At 35.9% G+C, this 26,527-nt stretch carries 30 protein-coding genes, 1 other RNA gene, 1 pseudogene and 1 other annotated feature; of the genes and pseudogenes, 5 read left to right on the forward strand and 27 right to left on the reverse strand.

The annotated features are described in order from the left end of the window. Window positions 1–27 precede the first annotated feature (27 nt). The 3 genes from LACWKB8_RS06255 to LACWKB8_RS06265 all read right to left on the reverse strand — a co-directional run bounded on the left by LACWKB8_RS06255 (window position 28) and on the right by LACWKB8_RS06265 (window position 4,502). Window positions 28–1,179, reverse strand: coding sequence for a lanthionine synthetase LanC family protein (locus LACWKB8_RS06255; RefSeq protein WP_038523494.1), 1,152 nt, complete (start codon window positions 1,177–1,179; stop codon window positions 28–30). Beyond that, entirely contained in the window at window positions 1,163–4,105 is a 2,943-nt protein-coding gene (locus LACWKB8_RS06260) for a lantibiotic dehydratase (RefSeq protein ID WP_038523497.1), read from the reverse strand. The genes LACWKB8_RS06255 and LACWKB8_RS06260 overlap by 17 nt, the downstream gene beginning before the upstream one ends. 199 nt (window positions 4,106–4,304) lie before the next feature. After that, complete coding sequence (locus LACWKB8_RS06265) at window positions 4,305–4,502, reverse strand: hypothetical protein (protein ID WP_038523499.1); 198 nt, start codon at window positions 4,500–4,502, stop codon at window positions 4,305–4,307. Window positions 4,503–4,612: 110 nt separating this feature from the next. Here LACWKB8_RS06265 and LACWKB8_RS06270 point away from each other — a divergent pair, with 110 nt between their 5' ends. From LACWKB8_RS06270 to LACWKB8_RS06290, 5 genes and pseudogenes are all read left to right on the forward strand, one after another. Continuing rightward, a complete protein-coding gene (locus LACWKB8_RS06270) occupies window positions 4,613–6,238 on the forward strand; it encodes an ABC transporter ATP-binding protein (RefSeq protein ID WP_038523502.1) in 1,626 nt (541 codons plus the stop codon). A 65-nt stretch (window positions 6,239–6,303) separates the two neighbouring features. Beyond that, window positions 6,304–7,272 (forward strand): ribosome small subunit-dependent GTPase A, encoded by a 969-nt coding sequence (rsgA, locus tag LACWKB8_RS06275; RefSeq protein WP_052059664.1) that lies wholly within the window; start codon window positions 6,304–6,306, stop codon window positions 7,270–7,272. A gap of 79 nt (window positions 7,273–7,351) precedes the next feature. Continuing rightward, window positions 7,352–7,608 (forward strand): annotated as a pseudogene (locus LACWKB8_RS06280) (helix-turn-helix domain-containing protein). A 133-nt stretch (window positions 7,609–7,741) separates the two neighbouring features. Next, window positions 7,742–8,275 carry a helix-turn-helix domain-containing protein gene (locus tag LACWKB8_RS06285; protein ID WP_038523504.1) on the forward strand — a complete coding sequence of 178 codons (534 nt, stop codon included), beginning with the start codon at window positions 7,742–7,744 and terminating at the stop codon, window positions 8,273–8,275. Beyond that, window positions 8,263–9,135, forward strand: coding sequence for an IS3 family transposase (locus tag LACWKB8_RS06290; protein WP_240596468.1), 873 nt, complete (start codon window positions 8,263–8,265; stop codon window positions 9,133–9,135). Before LACWKB8_RS06285 ends, LACWKB8_RS06290 begins: the two co-directional genes overlap by 13 nt. Window positions 9,136–9,182: 47 nt before the next feature. Here LACWKB8_RS06290 and tsaD read toward each other — a convergent pair whose 3' ends face one another. The 24 genes from tsaD to pstB all read right to left on the reverse strand — a co-directional run bounded on the left by tsaD (window position 9,183) and on the right by pstB (window position 26,525). Continuing rightward, complete coding sequence (gene tsaD / locus LACWKB8_RS06295) at window positions 9,183–10,232, reverse strand: tRNA (adenosine(37)-N6)-threonylcarbamoyltransferase complex transferase subunit TsaD (protein WP_038523510.1); 1,050 nt, start codon at window positions 10,230–10,232, stop codon at window positions 9,183–9,185. 15 nt (window positions 10,233–10,247) lie between these two features. Further along, entirely contained in the window at window positions 10,248–10,799 is a 552-nt protein-coding gene (gene rimI / locus LACWKB8_RS06300; RefSeq protein ID WP_038523512.1) for a ribosomal protein S18-alanine N-acetyltransferase, read from the reverse strand. After that, the gene (gene tsaB / locus LACWKB8_RS06305) at window positions 10,783–11,529 is read right to left on the reverse strand and encodes a tRNA (adenosine(37)-N6)-threonylcarbamoyltransferase complex dimerization subunit type 1 TsaB (protein ID WP_038525024.1); all 747 of its coding nucleotides are present in this window, start codon (window positions 11,527–11,529) and stop codon (window positions 10,783–10,785) included. The genes rimI and tsaB overlap by 17 nt, the downstream gene beginning before the upstream one ends. A 25-nt stretch (window positions 11,530–11,554) precedes the next feature. Next, window positions 11,555–12,073, reverse strand: coding sequence for a folate family ECF transporter S component (locus LACWKB8_RS06310; protein WP_038523515.1), 519 nt, complete (start codon window positions 12,071–12,073; stop codon window positions 11,555–11,557). A 56-nt stretch (window positions 12,074–12,129) separates the two neighbouring features. Beyond that, window positions 12,130–12,867, reverse strand: coding sequence for an acyl-[acyl-carrier-protein] thioesterase (locus LACWKB8_RS06315; protein ID WP_038523518.1), 738 nt, complete (start codon window positions 12,865–12,867; stop codon window positions 12,130–12,132). Between the two features lie 9 nt (window positions 12,868–12,876). Beyond that, complete coding sequence (gene rsmI / locus LACWKB8_RS06320; protein WP_038523521.1) at window positions 12,877–13,731, reverse strand: 16S rRNA (cytidine(1402)-2'-O)-methyltransferase; 855 nt, start codon at window positions 13,729–13,731, stop codon at window positions 12,877–12,879. Window positions 13,732–13,743: 12 nt separating this feature from the next. Continuing rightward, a complete protein-coding gene (gene yabA, locus LACWKB8_RS06325; protein WP_038523524.1) occupies window positions 13,744–14,079 on the reverse strand; it encodes a DNA replication initiation control protein YabA in 336 nt (111 codons plus the stop codon). A gap of 9 nt (window positions 14,080–14,088) precedes the next feature. After that, window positions 14,089–14,946 (reverse strand): DNA polymerase III subunit, encoded by an 858-nt coding sequence (locus LACWKB8_RS06330; RefSeq protein WP_038525025.1) that lies wholly within the window; start codon window positions 14,944–14,946, stop codon window positions 14,089–14,091. Window positions 14,947–14,948: 2 nt separating this feature from the next. After that, on the reverse strand, window positions 14,949–15,272 hold the full coding sequence (locus tag LACWKB8_RS06335; protein ID WP_038523527.1) for a cyclic-di-AMP receptor: 324 nt from the start codon (window positions 15,270–15,272) through the stop codon (window positions 14,949–14,951). Between the two features lie 5 nt (window positions 15,273–15,277). Then, the gene (gene tmk, locus LACWKB8_RS06340; protein WP_038523530.1) at window positions 15,278–15,925 is read right to left on the reverse strand and encodes a dTMP kinase; all 648 of its coding nucleotides are present in this window, start codon (window positions 15,923–15,925) and stop codon (window positions 15,278–15,280) included. A gap of 102 nt (window positions 15,926–16,027) precedes the next feature. After that, window positions 16,028–16,258: a YaaL family protein gene (locus LACWKB8_RS06345; RefSeq protein ID WP_038523532.1), complete on the reverse strand. Its 231-nt coding sequence runs from the start codon at window positions 16,256–16,258 to the stop codon at window positions 16,028–16,030. Beyond that, window positions 16,258–16,857: a recombination mediator RecR gene (gene recR / locus LACWKB8_RS06350; protein WP_038523535.1), complete on the reverse strand. Its 600-nt coding sequence runs from the start codon at window positions 16,855–16,857 to the stop codon at window positions 16,258–16,260. Before recR ends, LACWKB8_RS06345 begins: the two co-directional genes overlap by 1 nt. Then, a complete protein-coding gene (locus LACWKB8_RS06355) occupies window positions 16,858–17,187 on the reverse strand; it encodes a YbaB/EbfC family nucleoid-associated protein (RefSeq protein WP_038523538.1) in 330 nt (109 codons plus the stop codon). Between the two features lie 20 nt (window positions 17,188–17,207). Further along, the gene (gene dnaX, locus LACWKB8_RS06360; RefSeq protein WP_038523540.1) at window positions 17,208–19,013 is read right to left on the reverse strand and encodes a DNA polymerase III subunit gamma/tau; all 1,806 of its coding nucleotides are present in this window, start codon (window positions 19,011–19,013) and stop codon (window positions 17,208–17,210) included. Window positions 19,014–19,070: 57 nt separating this feature from the next. After that, an RNA gene (ffs, locus tag LACWKB8_RS09160) (signal recognition particle sRNA small type) lies at window positions 19,071–19,164 on the reverse strand. A gap of 28 nt (window positions 19,165–19,192) precedes the next feature. Beyond that, window positions 19,193–19,702, reverse strand: a complete 510-nt coding sequence (tadA, locus tag LACWKB8_RS06365; RefSeq protein WP_038523543.1) for a tRNA adenosine(34) deaminase TadA — start codon at window positions 19,700–19,702, stop codon at window positions 19,193–19,195. Next, window positions 19,702–20,322: a class I SAM-dependent methyltransferase gene (locus LACWKB8_RS06370; protein WP_038523545.1), complete on the reverse strand. Its 621-nt coding sequence runs from the start codon at window positions 20,320–20,322 to the stop codon at window positions 19,702–19,704. The genes tadA and LACWKB8_RS06370 overlap by 1 nt, the downstream gene beginning before the upstream one ends. Window positions 20,323–20,451: 129 nt before the next feature. After that, the gene (locus LACWKB8_RS09010) at window positions 20,452–21,564 is read right to left on the reverse strand and encodes a C40 family peptidase (RefSeq protein ID WP_052059667.1); all 1,113 of its coding nucleotides are present in this window, start codon (window positions 21,562–21,564) and stop codon (window positions 20,452–20,454) included. 57 nt (window positions 21,565–21,621) lie between these two features. Next, complete coding sequence (locus LACWKB8_RS09165) at window positions 21,622–22,632, reverse strand: C39 family peptidase (RefSeq protein ID WP_038523548.1); 1,011 nt, start codon at window positions 22,630–22,632, stop codon at window positions 21,622–21,624. A gap of 134 nt (window positions 22,633–22,766) precedes the next feature. Next, on the reverse strand, window positions 22,767–23,675 hold the full coding sequence (locus LACWKB8_RS09020; RefSeq protein WP_052059668.1) for a CAP domain-containing protein: 909 nt from the start codon (window positions 23,673–23,675) through the stop codon (window positions 22,767–22,769). Between the two features lie 290 nt (window positions 23,676–23,965). After that, window positions 23,966–24,331, reverse strand: a complete 366-nt coding sequence (gene rplL, locus LACWKB8_RS06390) for a 50S ribosomal protein L7/L12 (RefSeq protein ID WP_038523551.1) — start codon at window positions 24,329–24,331, stop codon at window positions 23,966–23,968. Window positions 24,332–24,382: 51 nt separating this feature from the next. After that, complete coding sequence (gene rplJ, locus LACWKB8_RS06395; protein ID WP_038523553.1) at window positions 24,383–24,892, reverse strand: 50S ribosomal protein L10; 510 nt, start codon at window positions 24,890–24,892, stop codon at window positions 24,383–24,385. Between the two features lie 36 nt (window positions 24,893–24,928). Further along, window positions 24,929–25,052: a sequence feature (ribosomal protein L10 leader region), on the reverse strand. Between the two features lie 33 nt (window positions 25,053–25,085). After that, window positions 25,086–25,754 carry a phosphate signaling complex protein PhoU gene (gene phoU, locus LACWKB8_RS06400; RefSeq protein ID WP_038523556.1) on the reverse strand — a complete coding sequence of 223 codons (669 nt, stop codon included), beginning with the start codon at window positions 25,752–25,754 and terminating at the stop codon, window positions 25,086–25,088. Window positions 25,755–25,769: 15 nt separating this feature from the next. Further along, the gene (pstB, locus tag LACWKB8_RS06405) at window positions 25,770–26,525 is read right to left on the reverse strand and encodes a phosphate ABC transporter ATP-binding protein PstB (protein WP_038523559.1); all 756 of its coding nucleotides are present in this window, start codon (window positions 26,523–26,525) and stop codon (window positions 25,770–25,772) included. Between the last annotated feature and the right edge of the window lie 2 nt (window positions 26,526–26,527).

Below are 26,527 nucleotides of genomic sequence, written 5' to 3' on the forward strand. Positions count from 1 at the left end.
AATACGTTATGTATTTGTATAAACGAATTAAAAAAAATCATTCATACCAAGCATCCAATCAAAACAACACCTTTGTTTCTTTATGATACTTGCATTTAGTGCTAGAAAACCACCCAAACCAGATAAAAAACCTATATCATTTTCTTTTGTTTTATTAATATCAGGTAATATACAATAATTTTTGAATTTAAATAAGGACATATCTAAATGTGAATTATTTAAATAATATTTAGCATATTCTATACTTCCAAAACCATGACATATACAATAAATGCCTTCATCAATAGAATTAATTGAAGATGGAGTAATTTTATTTAAGAACTCTGCTATTTTATATAATATTTTTTTATCTTCCATTATACTGGCTAAGGGTAACAGACCACAAAGTCCATTACACCAAGAGGTTTGAAGTCTATTTCCACTATTTGGTAGAAAATCATAGAAGTCGTAACTATCATTTGTATATCGATCAATACAATTAATTATTGATTTAGATACATCTTTGTACCACAAATATGTATTATTTGTAATATCGATATTGTTTAAAAAACTTAGTTCATACTCTAGAATTGAAAGAATAATGCCACTTGTACCATGTGCCATTCCTAAATTTTTTAAGCTAAAATTATCATAGACTTTAAACTTGAATAAGTCATTTTTACATATATTTTGCACTGCTTTTTTAAACCGCCAATATTTCATTTCATTTTGATGCGCAATCTTACAGTTACAAATATAAGTTAAAACTCCAGGAAAACCAAATATCCAATCCCCTTTAAACTTACTTTGAAGATCATTTATATTCGTTGTTGACCAAAAATCAAGTAGAAATTCAATAGATTTATAAAACCTCTTATTCAACTCATTCCAAAAGATTTTTTCCTCACCAATTTGTGCCCAAATATCTATTACAGCAGATATTCCTAATGGTCCTGTCAATAATCCAGACGTCGAGGAAGAAATATGTATCTCGTAATTGTTTAAGTCATTTAGATAATTGCATGCCAAAAGTTCAATTTTATTTTTTATTTCATTATTGTTTTCTAAGATATAAAATTGTGCTAAAGCTAGCATAACTCCAGGAAAGCCATCTAATATTGTGTAATGTTCTCTTAGATAATCATTTTTTTTGCCTACTTCAGATAAATAAATACCGAGAAGCTCATTTGTTTCCTTCATTATCATTCTCCTGAAGCCAATAATATTGGCGTAATAGCCTAAACTCTTGTGCTCTCATCTCATCTTCAAATCTAGCCGCACCATTTAATCTATTAAAATGCATATGAATTATACTATCCAGCCAATCTTCCACAGTAGTATTAGATACATTACTATCCAATATTCGTTTAGTTAAAATATTATTTATTTGCTGTATCATTTGTTTCGTTATTCCACTAATCTCACTAATTTCATGATAATCAATTTGCGCTATAAAATTTTCTAAAGCTTTAAACTTTTTCTTTAATTCCTTATCTTTTAGGCTTTTTGTTCTCAGAACTTTTAATTTGATATCTGGATTAATTAATACTGATTTTAAAACTTCTTTTAATTGCCATAAAACAATAGTATCTTTTTGAAGATTATTTAATTTTTTTAGCTTAACAGTCTTTAATATTTCAACAATACATATAGAATCTAACATAAACAGCTTTTCCATATTATCATAAATTTCAGCACCACCATATCTTTCTAATTCACGATAATATGGGACTATTTGGTAATCATCTATAATTGCTTTACTCCGTAAACTTTCTATCCATTCTAAGGCCTGGTTAATTATTCTTTTATCACTATATTTAAATCTGAAGCGTATATGAAATTTTGGATCTGTGTATCTAATAAAAAACCAGTATCTAATTTTATTACTGTTAATAAAATTGAATACTTCTGAAGTAATAAAATTGTTTCCTTCCCCTTTTGGTAAATACAATTTCACATAAAACCAATTAGAAGGATATCGCTTTGATTCATCTTCATGATTTGCATGACAACTCTTTTTATTAGTCAAATTATTATTCATATTGTCAGAATGAAAAGGTATAGTTACCTCGAAAAAAGAATTTGCATATTTATCAAGTCTTTCTTCTAAGTACAAATTTTCTTCAATATTATTTTTATCTTTATGATACTTGATTAACAAAAGCACATCTGTATCTGACCTTAAATCTAAAGGTAAAATTCTATCCAAATGTACTAAATTAATTAAATTTGGTACATTAAGCTCTTTTAACGTAGATCGAACTTTATTAACACTATCTTTTACTATAGCTTTGGGAATTTTCCAACAAGCTGGTGCTACAACAATACTGTTATAAACCATTCTTTTTCTGTACAATCCGGAAAAACTTCTTAATTGAGTAATAAATTCTTCTACTTCCAAATTAGGGCATGTTGCGGTAATAATAAAACGCACTATATCATTTTCAAAACTTGGATTTGCCATATTCTGTTGATCAAAAGCAAGAAACTGGCCCTTATCATCAACAAATTCTATCTTATTATTTTTATTCACTGAAATATATATTTTTGATACAGATATATCTTTATTATTATATCCATTAATAATAATATTATTTGTATAGCGTAATTTATTATAATAAATATTAGCAACTTTATTATTTTTAGGTATATACTGGATAGATGAAAAATAGCTTTTTTCTTTTATATTTTTTATATTAGGATACAAAAAGTAACTAAAACGACCATTAAAATCATTGGCTAAAAGAGATGAAGGATTTTGGCCTAAGATAAATAAATCCTGTTTTTGGTACTTGTAATAGTAAAAATTTAAATCAAAAGATGGGTCTGTATACTCTGGATAAGATTTACTTGTAGATAAATTAATATCAGTAAAATTTTCTAGATGTATTTCATTATTCTTTGTATTTAACGCTATATTAGTTGCTATCCAAGCTGACAACCTTTTTTGATAATTTAGATATTTTTGGCTATATTTTACGTCATAATATGGTGATCCCATTTCACTAAAAACTTGAAGAAGCGAAACAAAATGGTCATAATCGTATCTTTCAGCCAATCTTTCTTTAAATCCATTTAAAATCATAGAATCATAGCCCGGTATTGTTTGCGCATTATGATATAAGAAATTTGCCAAATTTTTTATATCTTTTATATTTGAATCGCTTATATTATTAGTTATATTTTCCCTGTTAATTCCTTCGGAATCTACTATGATTTTTTCCTTAGTATCATGTAGATCACTCATAATACAAAATAAATTTATATATCTTTCACTTCCACCCTTTTTTTCATATTCCTCACCTAAAGATAATACTTGCTTTAGATCATCTATTATAGAAAAGCGATTCCCCAATTTTTCTATATTTTGTATATATCTCTCAAATTCAGAAAGGGCAAAACCTCTTAATGGATACAGTTCACCAATTAATAATCGTTCTATCATTAATTGTTTTAAAATCTTTATAGCGCTATTTATATTAATGTTTTTAACTGAAGATAATAATGTAGAAATGATTTGTATAACTGAAGGATGGTCATCAGTATCAAAAATCCGTATAATAGCTTGTATAATAGCATTTTTTTGATATCTGATCTCTTCATGATCCTTAAAAACAGGATTTTCTCCAATAATATAATTTATTAAATAATTTCCTTTTATAATGGCCGACGCACTGAGTGATATCTTTTGTTTAGGAAACAAATAGATTTGATCAATTACATCGCTATAGACTGCAAGTAACCATTCCGGGCTTAATCTAACATGTCTAATAAAATTTTCTTTATTAGCTTTTTGAATATAATCAGCATTTTTATATACGGAAGAAAAAATTCCAAATGGTGTCGCTCTATTAACAGCTCTTTTTAAATACTCATATGTTGAGAAAAAAGTTGATTTTAGCTTTTTATCATTTAAACTATCAACATTAGAAATTGCTTTAAAAAGAGAAGTAGATGCTACCATTATCGCTTCTTTTATATCAGGTAGCATGCTTACTTTCTTTAATAAAGCCTTATACTCATATTCTTTCGCCTCTGAAAATTCATTAAGTAACACCAATGCTCGTTTACTTTTCGAAAAGTTTGCAGCTCTTACTATAAAACCATTGTTTTTCTTTATATACATAATAATCACCTTTAACAAAAAACTGACAACTTTTAATTTGATCTAACCCCCGAATTAGCTTTCTATTATTTCGAGATTCAAATTAATTGTTGTCAGTTCGTTTATAAAGTATCACCATTCTAACATTAGAATTGATATTTTCACTTCATAAATGTGAATAATATAAAATTATTATTGATTTTTACACCCTGCTATATACCTACCATGGCGGAGTACAGTGCTGTATCGAAGAACCACCACCTGACATTCCGCCAGTATGAGCATCATAAAAATCATCATCCTTTTTCGATAAAAGGTTACCATTTCCTTCAAAACGAATTACTAAGGAGACTTTATCTAACTTTACATCATCACGTTTAATACTATCCAACTGTTCTAATAATTGAGTTTCTGACATTTTTACATCCTCCTTTAAATTTAATTAAATTAATATTAGTACATTAGAAACAAATTGTATATAATAAATTTAATTAATATTAAAATTATTATATTTTTAAGGTGGTATTTATGGGACTATTCCATTATTTCAAGAAAGCAAAATTACCCTTTTGCCTGGTTATCTTTCTAACGATTGCCAAGGCCGGGCTTCTAACTTTAAGCGGCATTGCCAGCGCTAATGCCCTTAGTGCTGTTGCGCGCCTAAATGGCAGGCAGTTTTTCACCTGGATAATAGTCATGGGCGGCGCTAACATCTTTTTCGCGCTCGTAGGCTACTTCTGCCAACTGGCTTCGACTTACCTTAGGCAGGATATCGACACGCTCATTAGGAACGATGTCGCCCGCAGCCTGGCTAATTCAAGCTACAGTTCATTTCATCGTCAAACTACGGCGACCTACACATCATGGCTAACTAACGATATTCAGACCATCAACGAATACGGCATCGGTGATCTGCTCATGATTATCCAGCAAGTCAGTGAGATTATCATGGGATCCATAACGCTGGCCTACTTTCATTACAGCCTGCTTATTGTGACCCTGCTTTTGGCAGTCATTGTGCTGCTTCTGCCGCGTTTTTTTGCAAAATCAATGGCCAGCAGGTCGCTGGCGCTAACCCGCGCAAACGAACGGCTCGTTAACACCGTCACCGATATCCTTGACGGTTTTAATACCCTGTTTTTGGTCAATTTGCCGCACAGAATAATTACTAAAATCGACCACGCATCCAGTGACGTTAAGAAACACGCCGCGGCTTACACCAAGGCAGCAGGCAAATCGCAGTGGCTGACCGACTTGGGTTCGGCCCTGAGCCAGGTGCTCATTCTGGCACAAAGCGGGCTGCTGATCCTGCTGCACCTGACACCTATCGGGACAATTAGCGGCGCGCAATACTTTGCCGGGATAATTTTTGCCGAACTGGGCGGGATCAGCTTTAATTGGCAGGAGTTCAAGTCGCTCAAACCGATAATGAATAAGCTGCAAAGTATCAGGCAAAGCAGCCAAAAGGAAGATAATGCAATTACTGCCGCCGACTCCCCCAGCATCAAGCTGAAGAATCTGTCCTATGCTTATCCGGAAAAAGACAGAGCTGTTCTTACTAATATAACTTTTACCTTTAACGCGCATCAAAAATATGTCCTGCTTGGCGACTCGGCCAGTGGGAAAAGCACGCTGTTAAAGCTGATTAGCGGGCTGCTTACTGATTATCACGGTGAATTATTCTTGGACAGACAAAATTATTGCGCATTATCTGACCGGCAACTGCACCAAAAGATCGGCTACGTTGAGCAAGATCCTTATATTTTTAACGCGAGTGTAAAGTGGAACCTAACATTGGGGCAGGAAGTGAGCACCGAAAAGCTTAATAGCATAATCCGCGCCTGCGGATTGGCCAGCATGATCAAAAAGCTGCCGGCGGGACTGGATACTGTCCTAGACGCCAGGGGCACGTCTCTTTCTGGCGGCCAGAAGCAAAAGATTGCTTTCGCGCGCCAACTACTCCGCGACACGCCGATTTATTTACTGGACGAGGCGACTTCATCACTAGACAAGGAAACCAGCAATGCCTTAGAAATGCTGATTCTGAGCCAGCAAAACAAGACCGTGATCATGGTCACGCATCATTTACAGGATGAAACGGCCCGCCTCGCTGATCAAATCATTAGCATTAACGAACTTAACAATGCTGAGTAAGTTAATAGACAATTTTTGCAGGTAATATTAAAAATTAAAAGTTTTAAATAATTAGAGGTAGCAATTTGAAAAATAGAAATGTTGATTTTGGAATAAAAACATTCATTTTAAAAAACAATTTATCAGACAACAAAATTTATCGGGTAATCAACAATTTTAGCAAGAAAGTCATTTTAGCAAACCAGCATGGCGATTTGTTAACTGTTAATTTGGCTCATACAAATTTGACAAAATTAGGAATAGACAAAATAATAGTCGGAGATTACGTTAGTTATTCGCCAATTGAAGGTAAAATCACTAAAGTTTACCCTCGAGATAATATACTCTCTAAGGTAACCAGCAGTGCTGAAAAAAGCTGGCACGTTAAAAGCCAAAAGCAACTCCTTGCATCCAATGTTGACGAAATTTGGGTAATGATTGCTGTTGATCAGCGTTTTACAATAGAAAAACTAGAGCGCTATTTAGAAACATTTCGTATATCTGATCGCGATCCAATAATTTTATTATCAAAAGCTGATCATATAACTGAATATAAGGAGATAAAAAACAAAATTGGTCAAGCTTATCCTACTTTAAAAGTTAGAACGGTTTCTGCATATCTGCCGGAAACTATACAGCAAATTAAAAAAATGCTAATTAAAGGGCATACTATTGCAGTAGTGGGAGCTTCTGGTGTAGGTAAATCAACTTTATTAAATAATTTAGCAGGTAAAGATGTGAACAAGGTTAGTAACGTGCGCAGCGGCGATCAAAAAGGCAGGCATACTACAACAAGTATCACCCTTAATGCACTGCCTGATTTAGATATTTATTACATCGATACTCCCGGATTTAAGGCTATTAACAGTACAGCGCAAAAAAGCAATCCAGCAGTCTTCAATGATATTGAAGCCTTAGCAAAGAATTGTAAATTTAGAAATTGCAGCCACCTGTCAGAGCCAAAATGCGCTGTCAAAGCAGCCGTTCAAGAAGGCACCATAACTGAAGAACATTATCAAAGCTATATCAATTTCGAAAAAAGAAACAAAAAATAATATAATTTATTTTACTAAATTATTACACTAAGAAACAAATTAGACTTTTAGATGATTGGTTAGAAAGGCCGTAATCAAAATGAAACTTAATGATATTGAAGATAGTTTTTCATCAATTCCAGAAGATGAAAAGTAATTATTGATACTATGGCTGAGCTTTATGCCGAAAGGATTAAACATCACATTTCACAAAAAGAATTTTCTGAAAGGATAAATATAAAGCAACCTCAGCTAGCCAAACTAGAAATGTTGGATTCTGTCCCTACCTTAGTAACACTGAATAGATACGCACTTGGTTTGGGATTGAAATTAAAAATTGGTTTAGTCCCTGCTTAATACATTTACAATATTCCGAATAGTTAGTTGAATTACTTATAAGTCACTTTTACTAAATAAAATAAACCCATAAGATGTTCAAGGCGAAGTTAACCCTCTAGATTGGACCAAAATCCATCTGAAGGGTTTTACTATGGTTAAATTTACCGTCAAACAAAAATTACAGGCGCTTAACTTGCTCAAAGAAGGCTACAGCAGCTGTTCTGTGGCGCAAATGATTGGCACCGGATCACATCAACTAATTGATACCTGGGCTGCGCAATACCAGCACTTTGGTGTTAAGGGCCTAGAAATTCGGCACACCTCGCAAAATTATCGTGGTCAATTCAAGCTCCAAGTCTTAAACTGGAGAAAAGAACATGACGAGACCTATCAAAATACCGCCATTCACTTCAAAATTGCCACACCCAGCTTAATTTGTACTTGGCAAAAACGTTTTGATGAAGGCGGGCTTGATGCGCTATTTACCAAACGAGGCCGACCACCAATGAACAAATTGCCTAAAAAACCAGTTAAGTATACCAGCAGCGAGTTATCTGAATTAGAGCGGCTGCGCTTAGAAAACCGTCAGCTCCACATTGAGAACGACTACCTAAAAAAAGTCGAAGCCTTAGCTCGGCGCAAAGACGCTCAACGCAAGAAGAACGGACCATCATCCAAGAGCTAAGGCATGAGCACAACTATCAACTGCAAGAACTATTGCACTATAGCTTTTTAGCCAAGAGCACCTACGAGTATCACCCGCGCAGCAGGCGGAAAAAATACAGCGATCTGGCTTTACTGTCGCTGATTAAAGTGGTTAAAAGGCATAATCCCATCGGCTACCTGCCCATGACTGACACGCTAAAAATCAAGTACGGCTTGCAGGTGAACCATAAACGCATTTATCGCCTGATGAAGGAGCACAAGCTGCTGGCCCGCAAATACAACTTGCGTGCAGGCAAGTATGATTCATCAAAAGGTCCGCAAGGCAAGAAGGCGAAGAACCGCTTCCACCAGAAGTTTAAGATCGATCGGCCCTACCAAAAGGTAGTCACCAATATCAGCGAGTTTCGCTATGGCAATAAGAGCATGAGCGAACGGTTATATTTCTCGCCCTTTAAAGATCTTTACAGCGGTGAAATCATCAGTTACACCATCAGTCAGTGGCCGCAGACCAAATATGTTCTAGATGGACTCAAGCAGGTTTTGGCGATCCGGCCCAAACTGCCTTACCGCATGACGATTCACAGCGATCAGGGCATTCAATACCAGTCCAAAGCATATTGTCAGACCCTAAAGCAGCACCACGTTTTTCAAAGTATGTCGCGACGGGCGACCTGCCACGACAATGCGGCCTGCGAGAGTCTCTTTCACATCATGAAGGTTGAGCTAGACTACTACACCTATACCTATCCTACTAAGAAGGCGCTGCAGGAGGCCATGGAAAAATGGATCAAATACTACAATCAAGCTAGAATCAGGCACACGCTAAAAGGCCGCACCCCGATTGAATATCGGAATACGGCCTTAGCAAACATGAATTAATGTTAACGTCCAATTCTAGGGGTTAACTTCACTTTTTATTATTTACTTTATTTCAACATTTCGGATGCGTAAGGTAATTCTAAAGATGGATCAGCATCCAAAGTAAGGTCAGCAAATTTTCCTTCCTGATATAAATTGTATGCCGCTGCACCAATCATCGCGGCATTATCACCGCAAAGCTTTAAATCAGGCAAAATAACTTTAGGTTGCAGATTTTGCGGTAAACTTGCTATTTCACTGTTCATTCTGTCCCGTAAACCATGGTTAGCGGCTACACCACCACCCATAATAAAGGTTTGGGGCTGATACTGCTTAATAGCCCTAATCGTTTTAGTTGCTAAAACATCAATTACTGCGGCTTGAAAACTGGCTGCTAAGTCGTATTTATTTAGTTTTTGGTTAATTTGTTCAGCGTGATGACAAGTATTAATGAACGCACTCTTTAAACCAGAAAAAGAAAAATCATAATCTTCTTCTTTAATCATTGCACGGGGAAAATCAAAGGTATCCTGCCCCTGATGAGCCCATTCATCTATTGTTTTACCAGCTGGATAATTAACCCCTAAAACTCGTCCAATCTTATCATAAGCTTCTCCTGCCGCATCATCTCTAGTATCACCAACGATTTCAAAATGTGTCGGATCTTTAAGCAAAACGATCTCAGTATGACCACCAGAAACTTGCAGTGCAAGTGCCGGATAAACTATTTCTTCTTTTAACTGCGCCGCCATAATATGACCCATAATATGATCAACGCCAATTAAAGGGATGCCTGTAGCCATTGAAGCGGCTTTAGCGGCACTGACACCGATTAAAAGTGCCCCAATTAAACCCGGACCACAGGTGACAGCAATTGCATCTATATCTTGCCATGTGGCGTTTGCCTTGCTTAAAGCCTCATTGGTAATTTGAGTAATAACTTCAATGTGATGACGACTAGCAACTTCAGGAACAACACCGCCAAAACGTTGATGACTTTTAATTTGTGTTGCAACAATCATACTCTCTACTACTCTGCCGTTTTTTACAACAGACGTTGAAGTTTCATCACATGAACTCTCAAAAGCTAAAATACGGATGTCTTTTTTATTTGTCACTTCTATTTCCTTTCTTTAATCGTCTGTCAATTTGAGCACCATATTCAGCCCATTTTGATGGGAATCTTGATAGTAATTAGGCCAAATAAAAGTTACTACAAAGCCTAGTTTTTGGTATAAATTTTGAGCAGCCAAATTATCCGCTCTTACCTCTAAACTAAGCTCCTTACATTTTTTATTTTTAGCAATATCAATTGCCAAATTCATTAAATACGTCCCCAACCCAAGTTTCTGCCAAGCTGAATCCACCATCAAGATAGTAATATGAGCTTCACTTCTGTTAAATCTGATACCAATCACTGCTAGCAAAATGTTTGAGTGCGCTACTACTATATAAAGTGCATTAACCTTAGTTAATTCTGTTTGAAAAATGGACATTGTCCAAGGCGTTTGACCTTGATAAAGGCTTTTTTCTAAAACCACTAATGCAGCAATATCTTTTGGTTCAGCTTTTCTAATATCCAAAACGGAATCATTGATGGTAATTTTAGTTGGTGCAAATCTTATTTTTCTTTCTTGTTCTCTTGAAAGTAAAAAAGACCTGAAAAAGTTAAACTTCTTCCACATAATTGTTATCAGGCTCGTAAGCTTTCCCGGTCTTTTTGTGCCAATCAATTTCTGCTTGTGTACGCCGCAAATAGTTTGGCAAAAGTTTATCAGGATCGTCAGCCTCAGCTTTGCAAGCAAGTCGACCGATCAGGCCAGCATGAACGGCATTTTGCTTTTCTTCCGCAAAACTAAATTCTACATTCAGCTTTTTTATATTTTCTTTTTGCTTTTCAAAACCTGAACCTACAAAAATAATTTTAGGGCAACTATTTTTTGCATAGTATTCTTTGACCGCACTCAGCAAAGTATCAACGTGATAGTGTCCGTCGGGAATTACACAAAGTGGTGAACTACCAGTCATACTATTAACATAGGCACCGGCAAAATAGTTATCATTGCGGGCGTCAATGCCAGCGACAATTAAAGCCTCGCTCTCCTCACAACTTGCTGCCAAAGCTTGTAATGTAGAAACTCCAACCACATCTTTATGAAGTATACTGGCAAACATTTTAGCAGTGGTAACCCCAATACGTAAACCGGTGTATGAACCCGGGCCAATAGCCACAGCAAAACGATCAACTTCGGACAAAGTTAATTTATTTTCTTTTAGAATTTCAGCAATTAACGGGTCTAAGTGCGCACTGTGATTACGGGCATCATACTCATTTTTTTCCGCAACAATTTTATTGTTGTCATTCAAAGCCACACTAAGATTGTTTGTCGCAGTCGACATACTTAAAATTTTCATTCTAAAATTTTTACTCTTTTCAAAATTACCTTTTGATTTTAACACGCGAAATAGCGTTCAAAACAAAGTAACTAATAATCATCTCTAACCACGGAGTAATTGCCTCTTTTGGTATCCGTTGAATAAGGGCAACGCGAAAGTCCATCCCGTATAAAAGGTGAACCCATAAAGTATTTAACCCAATATTAACAACAACAGTTACTAACAGAGTTGCAAGAATTATCCGCCAAATTTTGACTGGTTTTTGATAAAACACCAAGCCATAGATAAATGGTCCGACCATTGCACTTAATGTAAAGCCGAGAAAGAACCCACCTTGGTTGCCAAATAGAGCAGATGAAACTAAATCACCTATTCCACCGCCTACACTACCCCAGACCGGACCAAAAAGGTAACCCAGCATCACACTGCCTATGAAACCCAGACTAACGTGCACAATAGTCGTACCAACTGTAAAACGACTAAGAATAATTTTCATTGCGACAATAATACCCAAAAGTACTAGATCGCGCAATTCAACCTTAAGCATTTCTTTAATAGTCATTTGCAGCACTTTCTTTCTTTAATTAAAATTGTGTATCAACACAAAAATTAATTATATTATAACTTGCGCCAGATTAGTTCACAAACAGCTTTATCTTTTTTATCGTCATCAGCAATTGTATGAAATGTTTTGACACTGTCTCCATCATCAACTATGCTCACACAAGCATACGGAGTTTGAGCATAACGCACTTCTAAATTAAACTTGACATCAATAGTTTGGATAATATGCTCTTTTAAAAAGTCCCGATCAAGCGTGTCAAGAAACCAATTAAAATAATGGCCGTTAGTCATATGATGATTAGTGTCCAAATCATCATATCTTACCCGATACTGCCGCTTTTTCTCGTAATTTTCCTGAACTCGCAGTCTTGGAAAACGAGGCAGCTTTTTTAATAGCGGAACACCAAGCTCAACCATCATTTCCTTGTCAGTTGAAACCAGCTTACGCGTTTTTAAGTCAAATAAAACCCACTCACTTTTAACACTAATCAATTCATTCCCGTTCTGATCCGTAAAAACATAATTACGGTATTCTAAGAAACGGTTATAGCCAACCGGTTCAGTGGTCAATTCAATCATTTCATTCGGCTTGGGCATACGTGTAACATCAATATGATATTGGGTTACTACCCAACCTAAACCCCTTTTGGTCAGAGCGTTAGTACTTCCATTACCTGAGTCCAACTGGTGTTCTGAAACACTCATCATGAGATCAATCATTGCCGGCAACTTTAAATTTTTGTTTTCATCACATTCATAAAAGTTAACCAAATGTTTTTCACTATATTTCATAATATGCACCTACTTTTGATGATAACGATCATATAATTCATTCTTAGATATATGATTATTTTGTGCAACCTCTTTGATGGCTGTCTTCTTGCTTTCACCGTTTGCTACTAATTCATTTACCAAATCTATCAATTCAGCCCAAGATAATTGTTCCGATTGCTGGGTGTTAGGCGAAACCAAAATTACAAATTCGCCTCGTGGTGCTTGCTCTTTAAAGTAAGCAGTAACTTCACTAATTGTGCCCCTGATAAATTCTTCGTGAATTTTAGTTAATTCTCGTGCTGCTACTATTTTACGATCTGAATCAAAGATAGTAGCCATATTAGCCAAAGTTTTAACTAACCTGTGGGGAGCTTCATAAAAAATTGAGGTAGCATGTGCTTTGTTCATTTGCTCAAAGAAAGGCTGTTGCTCACCTTTTTTACGAGGTAAAAAACCATAATAAGTAAATGGCTGGGCGTCAAAACCAGAAGCAATTAAAGCCGTAGCAAATGCAGAAGGGCCTGGAAGTGGAACCACCGGGATATTATTTTTAATACATTCCTGCACCAGAATATATCCCGGATCCGAAATAACCGGCATCCCAGCATCACTAATTTCAGCAATTACCGCACCTTTTTGCATCAAAGAGACTAGTTCTGGGGCCCGTTCTTTTGAATTATACTTATGAAAAGACAGCATCCGATTGTGTACGCCAATCTTTTCAAGGAGTATTCCGCTAGTTCTGGTGTCTTCGGCTGCAATATAGTCGGCTTCTTGTAAAATTCTTTTTGCTCTAATTGTAATATCATCAAGATTGCCTATTGGTGTTGGCACCAAATAAAGCTTACCAGCTTCTTGAGCATAACTGCTTTGCCTCTGCATTCAATCAATCCTTTAATGTTTTTTCTTCTTTTCGCCAAAGTTATCTAAGATATCAAGGCAAAACATGCAATCAGTATTCGGATCCCTGTGAGAGCCGTAATACATGTTACAAATATGGTAACCTGAACTATAAATTTGGCGTAGAGATTCAAGGCCACTTTGAGTTTTAACGGTATTATTGTGGGCATTATTCATTTTGTCCATTTTTTCGCGCAGCAACTGATTCTCTACTTTTAATTCTGTATTTTCTTTTAAAGTTTCTAAAAAACTATTCTCTAAACTTTCGATTGTTTTGGTCATATTGACCATTGAATCGTGAAGCTGCTCCAATTTTGAATAAGAATCCACTATTTACACCTACCGTTTCCATTGCAAAGCAAGATAATCAAGTAAATTGCGCAAGCTAACATTACTATATTGCATCTTATCGAGCTCAAGTAAATCTCTTAGCATTCTTGCTCCATCTTGTTGTTTGCCATTCATTAATTCTGTTTGCGCCCATTTTTTCAGTAAGAAAAAAATATATTTTTGCTCATTTTTACTTTTAGCCATTTCTGCCAATTGATGTGCGCTTACTAGTGCTAAAGAGCTACTTTCAAGCACTTCCTGATAAAAATACTTGGTTTTCTGTTCTAACTTGCTAGTATCCCCTAAATCATTAACATCGTTGGGACTAAAGCCATTTGCTAAAAGTTCTTCAGTTTTACTATTTATTGCTTCATTAGTCGTGAAATTTATGATTTGAGTACGTGAACGAATCGTGGGTAAAATTTGATCAGTATTATTTGTAATTAAAATTGTAACCACAGGCGCAACGGGTTCTTCTAATAAATTAAGCAAGGCATTAGCCGCAGACAAAGTTAATTTTTGTGCTTCATTTATAAAAAAGAACCGCACATTACTTTGCACAGGACTCTTAGCCAATTCTTCTTTTAATAGACGAACTTGATCAATCCCCAAGCTTTGTTTGCCTTCCGGCTCAACCAGTAAAACATCAGGATGGTTACCCGAAATAATCTGCCGGCAATTTTGACATGATCCATCCGGTTTATTTTTACCAGTACAATTAAAAAGGCAAGCCAGCCAGTATGCTGTGTTTAAAGCTTGAACTTCATTTGCATCAACAAATAAATAACTATGCGCCAATTTATTTTGTTCAAACGCTTGACGCAAAAATTCAGCCTGCTTCGCACCCTTTTCAGCAATGTTAACAATCATTAGAATTGTTTAAACTCTTCTACTGGCAAAACAAAACAAGTGGCTCCGCCAACAGTAATTTTGATTGGTTGACTGTTCATTTCAAAACCCGTCATTGTCATATTAGGATTCATATATTCTTCACGGGCCTTAGATTCTTCCTTGATAATGCGCAAAACCTGCTTAACATGCTTATCGTCTATACCGATTAGAAAAGTGGTATTACCTTCACTGAGAAAGCCGCCTGTTGTAGCAAGCTTGGTCGCACGAATGCTTTCTTTAACAAATGTATGTTGTAACCTGTTAGCGTCTTCTTTTTGCACAATTGCTACTATTAACTTCATTTTAATCAGTCCTTTAACAAATCTGCTGGTAAATGGTTTGCAATAATTTTAACACAATCTGCTACAACTAAATTTAGGGCTTTATTTGCATCAACTATTTTGATCCTATCAGGATAAGCAGCATTTACTTCGTGATAGCCTTCATAAACCTTTTGGTGAAAGAGTAATTGTTCTTGCTCTAACCGATCTTCCTGACCTGCCCGCTCCTGAGCAATTCTGGCTAGGCCTATTTGGGGCTTAATGTCTAAAAAAATAGTTAAATCTGGTTCGATTTTACTGGTAGCAAAATCGTTAATTTGCTTGACAGCCGCAATACCCAAATTTCTACCTGCGCCTTGATAAGCTAAAGAGCTGTCAACAAAGCGGTCAGAGAAAACCACTTTTCCTGCTTTAAGCGCCGGAATTACTGTTTCAAACATATGTTGACTGCGCGCAGCTGCATACAACAAGGCTTCAGTTTTGGCAGACATTTCTTCATTAACTGGATCTAAAATCAATTGGCGAATTTTTTCGGCAATTTTTGAACCTCCAGGTTCACGAGTCACTAGATATTGTGTTTTAAGTCTAGGACTTATTTGCTCTACCACTTGCTTTAAAACTGTACTTTTTCCTGAACCATCCGGCCCTTCAAAACTAATAAAATAACTTTTCATAAATCTCTCCATGTCTCTATTTTACAAGAGTTCTTTTTATATGAACACCCCAACGTACTTTTAATTTTTTAGTAAAATAAAAAGCCCTCAAGATAAGGACTTTTATTCAGAAATTGCATTGGTGAAACCACTAAATCTTGTATGCCGCAAACGTGCTTCATCATATAAAAAAGAGTATTTTGCACGTAAAATTTTGCCTGAAATTACATTATCTTCTGACATATCTAGTGTTGTTGGATCGAGATTTTTTTGTACAGCGATTTGTTCTTGTAAATTTTCGATGATAGTCATTAACCACTCATCGCCCATATTTTTAACTTTATTTTTTGCCATTAGATTGATGTTCTCCCCTGTACTGCGCGTTTCAAAGTAATTGAGTTAGCATATTCAATGTCGCTGCCAACAGCTAACCCAGCAGCCAACCTAGTTACTTTAATGCCAGCGGGTTTAATTAATTTACTAATATACATTGCAGTTGATTCACCTTCTGGAGTTGAATTTAAGGCTAGAATCACTTCTTTAACATCATCATGCTTTTGTAAACGAACTATTAATGACTTAATGTTTATTTCTTCTGGTCCAATACCATCCATTGGTGACAAAACACCATGTAAAACATGGTACAAGCCGCTATATTCACCCATATCCTCAAAAGCCATGACATCCTTAGGTTGTTCAACCACCATAATAGTCGATTGGTCGCGAGCAGGATTGCTGCAAATGGAGCAAGGATCTTTTTCAGTAATATTGCCACAAATAGAGCAGCGATGGAGTTTCTCCTTTACTTCGGATAAGGCGGTACTAAAATCTCGAACATCATTATCTGGCATGTCTAAAGTATAAAATGCAAGCCGAGTTGCTGTTTTTTCACCAATACCAGGTAATTTCATATATGAATCAATTAAATGCGCAATTGGTGCTGGATATTGCAATTAAATCATACCCTTCGTGTATTTGCCTAAACTTTTTTGTGTAGCCTGATCGATTTCTTCTAAACCTTTGTTGACTGCATCAATAACTAAATCTTGCAACATGTCAGGATCATCTGGGTCTATTGCATCTTTATTGATAGCAATATTTTTCAATTTTCGATCTCCGCTAAAAGTGGCTACAACTAAATCATCAGCAGACTTGCCCACAAATTCCTGAGCAGTAATATTTTGTTGTTCTTGAGCCATTTGTTCTTGCAACTTTTTAGCCTGTTTCATCATTTGTTGCATGTTCATGCCACCCATAGCGCCAAAATTAGGTCTTTTACTCATATTAATTTCTCCTTTTAATTCTAATCTTTAATATTTACAGTGTCACCGAATAACTCTTTAGCTTTTTTTACTACTTCGTCATTTGCTTCATCATGTTCCTGGTCAGCATCCTTATGCTTTTGTTTATTTAAAAGCTCTTGACCATGTTTTTGCAAAAATTCCTTACGCACGGTAGACCAATCTTCATCGGGTACCAACACTATCTCATAATTGTGCTTAGTAAATTTGGCAATTTCAGCTGTCAACACATCTATTAAATTATCATCTTCACTTGCCTTTTCAAACCAAAGAGCATATTTACATTTCATCACTACTTGATCCGAACTAGCTGCAACAGGCTTAAGAACGTCTAATAAAGCACGCTGCGACACACCTAAAACTGACTGCAAATCAGGCCAAACGTTTCTAATAGCCAGCAGATTTTCCTTCGTGGCATTTTCCAGAACATGATAAACCTGCTTGCGATTGAGTTCGTTAGCTCTTTTCTTATTACTAGCAGTTTTTCTCACCTTTTTCGGCGGCTTGGCATTAGCTTTCTTATTTTTGTCAGCATTTGACTGATCGGCAACAACGGTATCCAAATGAAAAATTTGGTCGCTGTTCTTAGTTTGATTTTTAGTTAAAAGATTAACTTTCTTGACCAAACTAGCAACTTGTTTCTTTAATGCCGCTATTTCTTCTCTTAGCTCCGGTTTTTGAGCACTGCTTTTTTCTTGTTCAGCCGTAATAATGGCAGAGTCAGATTCTTGCTCTTTTGCACTAGTACTTTCAACCAAAAACACTTCTAAGGGAATTTGCTGTTGATTAGTATAGCGCAAATCGTTCAGAGCGGTATTAGCAGCAGCTATTAACTGAAAATAACGTTCAGCAGGAATATTCTTAATTTTTTGAACAAAGTCTTTATTCAAGAAATTGTTTTGACTGCTATCTTTCGTTTTAACAATCATCAAAGCACCGGTAGCCATTGCTATCAGTTCATCTAAAATGTTTTTGGAACTGGCACCATTTTTGAATTCTGCTTGCGCCAGTGATATTGCCTGAGCTGCATCCCTGTTTAAAATCGCCAGCAAAATCTGCTCAATTTTTTCTTGATCAGCAAAACCGGTAATTTCCAAAGCTGCGTCATATTTAACTTTGTTTTTATCGAAACTTAAAAGCTGATCTAAAATGCTCAGAGCATCCCTCATACCACCATCGGCTACTTGTGCGATCACTCCCAGAGCTTTATCGTCATAGCCAATTTTTTCTTGATCTAAAATATATTTCATACGTTTTTCCATGTCGGCTTGAGAAATACGTTTGAAATTGTAGCGCTGTGTCCGTGAAATAATGGTTGCCGGTACTTTTTGCAGTTCAGTAGTGGCCAGGATAAAGACGACATGCTCTGGTGGTTCTTCTAAAGTTTTAAGCAAAGCATTAAATGCACCCATAGACAACATGTGGACCTCATCTATGATATAAACTTTGTATTTACCCTGAGTAGGCGCATACTTCACCTTATCCCGAATATCACGTATTTCGTCAACACCATTATTGGAAGCCGCATCAATTTCTATGATATCCGCCATAACGCCTTTATCTGCTGCTTTGCAATTTGCGCATTCGTTACAAGGCTCGCCATCTTTAAGATTTGTACAATTTAACGCCTTGGCCAAAATTTTAGCACAGGACGTTTTACCAGTTCCACGAGGCCCAGCAAATAAAAAGGCATGTGAGATTGTCCCACGCTTAATTGCATTTTTCAAAGTTTCCGTAATATCATCTTGACCAATTACACTGTCAAAAGTGCGCGGTCTCCATTTGCGGTATAACGCTTGATAAGCCATAGATCAGTCTTCCCTAGTAAAAAACTCTTAACTCTTGCGAAAGAGTTAAGAGTTTGTAATTGTCTAATAAAAGGCACATGCCCGAGCAACCTTAGTGCTGCTACCTTCCGGTCCTGACACGCTTTGGAGGTCAAACATTGCCCATAAGATATATTAACGTATTTTATGGTATATTTCCACTAATTTGCGAAATTTTTACTTGTGTCTTTTGCAGCTTTTTGTTTTCGCCTGATATCCTTGAAAAAGCTCTTTAACATTTGACTGGCTTCTTCTCGATAAAGTCCCCGAACAACATTTGGATGATGATTAAATTTTGCTACTTCAAAAAGGTTAACCACACTGCCCGCTGCACCAGCTTTAGGATCAAGTGCTCCAAAGTAAACATTTTTAATACGAGAGTTAATGATCGCACCAGCACACATAGGACAAGGTTCCAATGTAACGAATAAACTACAGTCAATTAAACGCCAAGTGCCAAGCTTTAAGCACGCTTGCCTAATTGCTATCATCTCAGCATGTTGAGTCGCGTCTTGGTCTAATTCGCGCCGATTAAAGCCTTCTCCGATAACTTGCCCATCGGGAGCCACCACAATCGCACCAATGGGAACTTCGCCTAAAGTTTGTGCTTTTTGGGCCTGTTCAAAAGCCAGCTGCATCAAATTCTTTTTCTCTGCGCTTGAAAATGACATTAATTATTCACCGCCTGCAATACGTAATAACCTTTATCCCTTTTTAAAATTGTACAGTTCCCAAAAGTTTTAGTTAGCAATTTGCGAGCGCTGGGTTCACCCTGTTTTTTCTGAATTACTACTAATAAAACTCCACCACCAACTAAATGACTTTTTGCACCAGATAAAATATTAGAAACTACTGTTTTACCAGCTCGAATTGGTGGATTAGTCACAATTAAACCGTATTTTTTCTCTGGAGCAATGTTGCTATACACGTCAGAAACAAAAATTGCCACATTATCTATATGGTTAAGCTCAGCATTCTTTTTGGCTAGATCTAATCCACGCTGGTTAACGTCTACCATCTCGACAGTTTGCGTCGGCCAAAATTTGGCTGCAAAAAGACCGAGAGGACCGTACCCGGTTCCTACATCCAGAATATTATTTGAGGGAAAATTGACATCAGGCATTTTTTTGATTAAAACGCCTGAGCCATAGTCCACCCGCATTTTTGAAAAAACTCCGGCATCAGTAGTAAATTTTAAATCAATATCATTAACCCGGTAATCAACAACATGCTCATCATGCTGTGAAGTCGGGTTTTCCGCATAGTACATTTGGTTATTTTGTTCAGTCATCGTTTGCTTCATTCCTTAGTACTTTATTTAGATAATTCTAGCGAACATGTCAATTTTTGCAAATAAAATAAAAAATCTAATTATGCCCTATATTTTTTTAAAACATAATTAGATTTACTATTTTCAATGTTAAGACATTTGATGAACTTTAACGGTCTTGGTTACTGGAAATACGCGTTTGGCGTAGTAATATGGCCGGAAATTAGCATTCCACACTGTAACACCGGCATTAGGCCAAGAATGTAAAACTTTATTATTACCTAAATAAATTCCAACGTGATAACAAATTGGCTTTGGACGGCCATAAAAAATTAAGTCGCCACGCTTTAATTTATTGAGGCTAACTGTTTGCAAAGTTGGACTTTGAACAAATGACCGACAACCCCACTCATGTGTAGCATGCCATTTTGGATTTGCTGGGGATGGATCAATCCCTGTTGCGTACATGCATTGCATTACTAAACCTGAGCAATCTACAGAAGTGCCCGGTTTTTTAGTAGTAAAATCAACCCATGCTGTACCCGCTTTTTGATATTGGTAACCACGTTTTATGAAAGCTTTAACGTAATCACTTCTAGTAGAAGCATAATTTAAGCTCTTATCAAGGGGACTGGTATAAAAACCTTTGAGATGTAAGCTTTTCATGTGTAACTGGCGATATTTTTTAGGTATTTGGTACCGACGAACCGTACTGATTGTTATCTTACTGCTCTTAGCTGCAGTCCAAGTATTAGTTTCAGGGGAAACTAAACGCCAGGTAGAGTGTTTATGATGGTACCAAGCCGCAGGATAAGTCAATTTAAGACTTCCGTCATCATCAGTCATATATTTTTTAACATTAATATATTTTTTCCCATTCCATTTTTGTAAAGTAACAGGTCTTTTCTCAGGGCTGTTTAGCTTAATTAGATCAGTAATTTTATCTCCTGCCGTCCACTTGAATTTTGTGTGGAGTTGCTTAAAAACAGTTTTACTTACTGTGGGAACTTTCGGTTCTTCAGGTATTTTAGAGGTATCATTTTGACCAGAATTAGTGCCATCTGTGGTACCAACGTCATTACTTGTATTATCGTTATTTTTATCAGAGTCTACTTTGTTATCAGACAACTGATTATTTTTATCCGTCTGCGAATTGTTAGTTACAGAAGGATCAATAGCATCAGCTGTCACAACGCTTGTTCCCACATTTGCTAGTAAAGTGATTGCCGCAATTCCCACAAATATTTGCTTTCTATATTTCATAAATTTCCTCTTTTATCTTCAAATAAAAACATAAAATAATATAAATCACATATTAATTTAATAACTTAATGCTCTATATCCATCACGGTTCCAATAGCTGGTAAAAGCAACACTACTGATTTGTGCTTTTGCTCCGGTCCACGGATCATTATAATAAAGCTGTTGATTATGATAGCCAGTCAAAGTAAGTGCGTGATTAGAGAAACCATCCATACCATTTACCCAAACGACTACCAAATGTGAATGAAGCAGTTTGTTTTTAATGGCGCTTAAGCCATAACCAGTCATAATTTTAGCTTTTCCCAGATACTTTTTGACGACGCCCTTTAGTCCGCCTGGAGCTACCCAATAGCCTTCAGGATATGCTTTATAAGGAGAACCAATAAATCCTTTATTAGGATCGCTGCTACGCGGGGTTTCATTTGCGATTTTTAATTTTGACACTTTCTTGCCAGCAAAATTAATCATCATTGTAGCTGCTGTCATTTCACAACCAGTTGGTAATTCTGGTCTTTGACAAATACACTGGGCATAGTTTCTGATGCCTTTAACTACGCCTTTTTTAATCCAATAATAAGCTTTTTTGGTAGATATTGATTTCTCACTTCTTTTACCATTAGGCTGATAATAACTATAAGTAGATTTATGGGGCGTCTTTCTTAATCCACTGAGCAAAACTCCGTGTTTATTAAATAAATAATGGTCCTTTTTTATTTTTACGAGCCCTTTGACTTTTTTATTATTTTTGTAAAAATATTGCTTTTTGCCCTTTTTTACCCAACCTTGTTTAATCTTTGGTTTTACCTGTGGAGGTTGCTTATTTTCGTCATTTTTTGGAGTTTCATTATCCTGCTTATTTTGGTTATTATTATCTCCAGTTTTATCGTCATTTACATTAGAATTATTGTTGTTGTTTTCAGCTTTATTTTTATCTTCGGTATTATTATTTTGACTACTAGCTGTCGCATTCCCAGAATAATCACTGGCGTCCGCTTTTACGGGATTTGCCGCTTGTATTTCAAATAAAGAAATAATAAATACTAACCAAAAAATATATCTTTTTTTCATTAGATTTAACCTTGATATTGTAAATTCAATTGCAAAAACAAATCGGTCTGTAAGACAGATTAGAACTATTAATTAAATCACTTATTAGTCACATCTTAATTTGTTACTACCGATTGGCTTTTTAATGTTCATCTTTAATATATAACGCCAACTGACGAACAAATTTGACCACTGTCTTTATCCGCTAACGCACCAAGACCAATTGTTTTATCGTTAGGATCAAGTAAAATATCCCGATGTCCCCAATTAGATTGCGCATCATTATAAATATATTCATAAAGCATGTTATCAGCAACTAATGCACTGCTGGCATTATTTTCAGCATTAATCAGCTCGTTATTTGAATGATCTACGGTTGCACCCCAAGGAAAAGCGGCTATACATTCAGCAGTAGTTTTACGCACGACACCTGCTTTATTGAAAAAATCATTCAAAATGAAATTACCGGCAGAATCATTATGCGAAAAATTGGCAGGTAATAATTTGGTTCTTTCTTGAACAATCTCATCAAGCCGGGGATCTTCCATAACTGCACTTAGCCCCCGCTGTGCTCTCTCCTTATTCAATTCTTTCAGAAACTCTTGTCTAAATTCAGTGATTGAAAAATTAGCAATTGTAGGAAATTCATGTTCAGTTTGTGTTTGGTTGTCAGAATTAGTCAGTTTATTTGAATTTGGCAGTTTTGTCTGTTTCTTGAGCTTTTTAGCTTTAGATTTTACTTTTGTTTTAGTAACCAATTTTGCCAAGACAAACTTATCTTTAGTGACAAGATAAAATTTTTGACCCTTAATCTTTTTAGTTTTAAAGGATACTGCTATTCTTTGACCCTTTTTCAATATTTTCTTTTTTAGTTTGCCTCCCCTTTTATCGTATAAATACGTTTTCTTTTTAACTATAACTGTTTTTTTAGTAGGAGAATTTAAAGCAGCGGTACCAGAAGTATTTTTAGCATTTATTGGTGTTGCTAATGTAGATAAACCTATTGTTAAGCATGATACAGCCGAAAAAATGGTAATAATTTTGCGTATATTAACTTTTTTCATTGTAATTCTCCTTTTACTTTTTATTAGACAGAAATCCGAAGTATTTAAAACTATTGCAGTAAAAAATATTTTACTCACAGTTATCATGGTAAAAACTCATTAAATTTAATGCAATACAAGTTTAATTATATTATAAAATAATAGTCTGAGTTAAAATTTTTTATAAATAGGTTAATGTCTTTATTAATTAATTGTCCTTTTTGCTACTTTTACTTTCTAAAACAAAAAAGAACGTATTTGCAATTCGCAAATACGTTCTCTGTTTATTAACTTGTCCACTGGGACTACAATTATTTCAATGTAATTGTAGCGCCAACTTCTTCAAGTTTAGATTTAATGTCATTAGCTTCGTCTTCAGAAACGCCTTCCTTAACGTTCTTAGGAGCGCCATCAACAAGATCTTTTGAGTCCTTAAGGCCAAGACCAGTAATGTCACGAACAGCCTTAATAACCTTAACCTTTTCTTGGCCAGCTTCTGTCAATTCAACATCATATGTTGATTTAGCAGCAGCTTCGCCGCCAGCAGCACCTGCAGCAGCAACTGGAGCAGCAGCAGAAACGCCAAATTCATCTTCAATAGCCTTTACCAGGTCATTTAATTCAAGAATTGAAGCACCTTTTAAGTCTTCAATAATCTTTTCAGTATCTAAAGCCATACTTATGTATCCTCCGAAAATTTTAGATATAAATTATATTAATATTCAGCTTTATTCAGCAGATTCATCTTTTGAATCAGCAACAGCTTTAACAGCATATGCGAAATTGCGTACTGGAGCTTGTAAAACAGAAACAAGCATTGACAATAAGCCTTCGCGACCAGGAATGGCAGCAAGTTCCTTGATTTCTTCTTTAGAAGTCAATTTACCTTCCAGCACACCACCCTTAATGTCGATAACGTCATAATCATCTTCGTATTTTGAAACAATACGAGCTGGTTCGGTAATGTCATCAGCATTATCAGTATAAATTACAGCTGTAGGACCAACAAAAGTCTCACTAAGACCTTCAATACCAGCCTTAGCAGCAGCACGTCTTAAGTAAGTGTTCTTAACAACCTTCATCTTAACATCGTTTTCACGAAGTTCCTTACGCATGTTAGTAACTTCTTCAACAGTTAAACCAAGGTAATTAATTACTAAAATTGCTTTAGCAGCCTTAAGTTCATCGGCAAAAGCGTCAACGAACTTTTCCTTTTCAGCAATAGCAGCTTTACTCACACGAATTCACCTCCATCAAATTATTATAAATTCCATAAGGCCTAAATAAAAACTCCATGCCAAGAAAGACATGGAGCATAAACTCTTCATTATCTTCTGGCCTCGGCGGGAAATTAAGGCGTCATGCCACCCGAGTCTTAGGTAGAATTTACTTTAATAATTATATTAGTATTATATCCTAAATGCAAGTTAATTATTTCTTCTTGGGTTTAATTAATTCGAATAATTCACCAGAACTCTTATAGATAACCCAACTTGCTATGTTAACAATATGATCGCTGATTCTTTCAAGAAGTCTGATAATGACAAAATAACTAGCTGAGGCTACAGCAGCATCTGGCTCTTTTTCAACCCCATCTATGATCATTTGTCTGGCATTCTTATAATCCTTAAAGACTTTGGCGTGTCCAAGTACCGTCAATCTGGCATTTTTTTCATTTTCTTGTACATAGGCAGTCAGAACTTGTACCAGCATCTCACGGACCTGATGCGTCATGTTAGAAATAACCTTTTCAACTTCTGGCAGACGTGGATTGCCCTTAACTCTAACAGTTTCAACGGCAATACTATTCGCGTTTTCGCCAATTCTTTCTAAATCAGTTGTAGCCTTTAAAATACTAATAACTACGCGGAAATCAGTTGCCACCGGTTGCTGAAGTGCCATTAATTCCAAAGCCTTCTTCTCAATTCTAACGGCTTCTTTTGCTACTTCCTTATCTTCCGCAATCATTTCCTGTGCTGTTTTTTTATCATGTTCGACGAACGAGCGTGTCCCTTTATCAATCAAATCATTGACCAGAACTCCCATTTCCATAAACTGGGCATTCAACTTTTTCAATTCGTCTAAAAATATTTCGTGCATAATCCACCTCCAAATTTAGCCAAAACGGCCATTAAGATAATTGTTAGTCATTTCCTTTTTAGGTGATAAAAACATCTCTTGTGTTGAGCCTGATTCGATTAGCTCGCCATTCATTAAAAAGGCAACTTGATCAGAAATCCGACTTGCTTGTTGCAAGTTATGTGTCACCATAATAAAAGTATACTTTTGCTTTAATGCCATCAGTGTTTCTTCAATTTCGGCACTTGATATTGGATCCAAAGCCGAAGTTGGCTCATCAAGCAAAACAACTTCTGGTCTGATCGCCAACGCCCGCGCTATACAAATACGTTGCTGTTGACCACCAGAAAAAGCCAGTGCGTTTCGCTCTAAACTGTCTTTAGTTTCATTCCAAATAGCGGCTTGTTTTAAACTTTCTTCGACTCTCTGCTTAATCAGCTCCTTATCTTTAACACCAGCTATGCGCAAGCCATAAGCAACATTATCAAAAACAGAAAAGGGAAATGGCGTAGGTTGTTGAAACACCATTCCTACTTTCTTACGCAAGGCAACTAAATCAATATGCGAATGATAGATATCTTTACCTTCCAGAAGAATTTCGCCAGTAATATTAATATCATCAATATCATCATTCATGCGATTTAAACAGCGTAAGAACGTTGATTTGCCACAACCAGACGGTCCAATTAAGGCAGTCAATTTTTGAGCAGGGAATGCCAAACTAATTCCGTGTAAAGCTTCAAAGTTGCCATACTTAAGTTTAATATTTTTTGCCTCCATTACATTTGTCATTA

Origin of the sequence: Lactobacillus sp. wkB8 (assembly GCF_000761135.1) — a bacterium.
GTDB classification, from domain to species: domain Bacteria; phylum Bacillota; class Bacilli; order Lactobacillales; family Lactobacillaceae; genus Lactobacillus; species Lactobacillus helsingborgensis.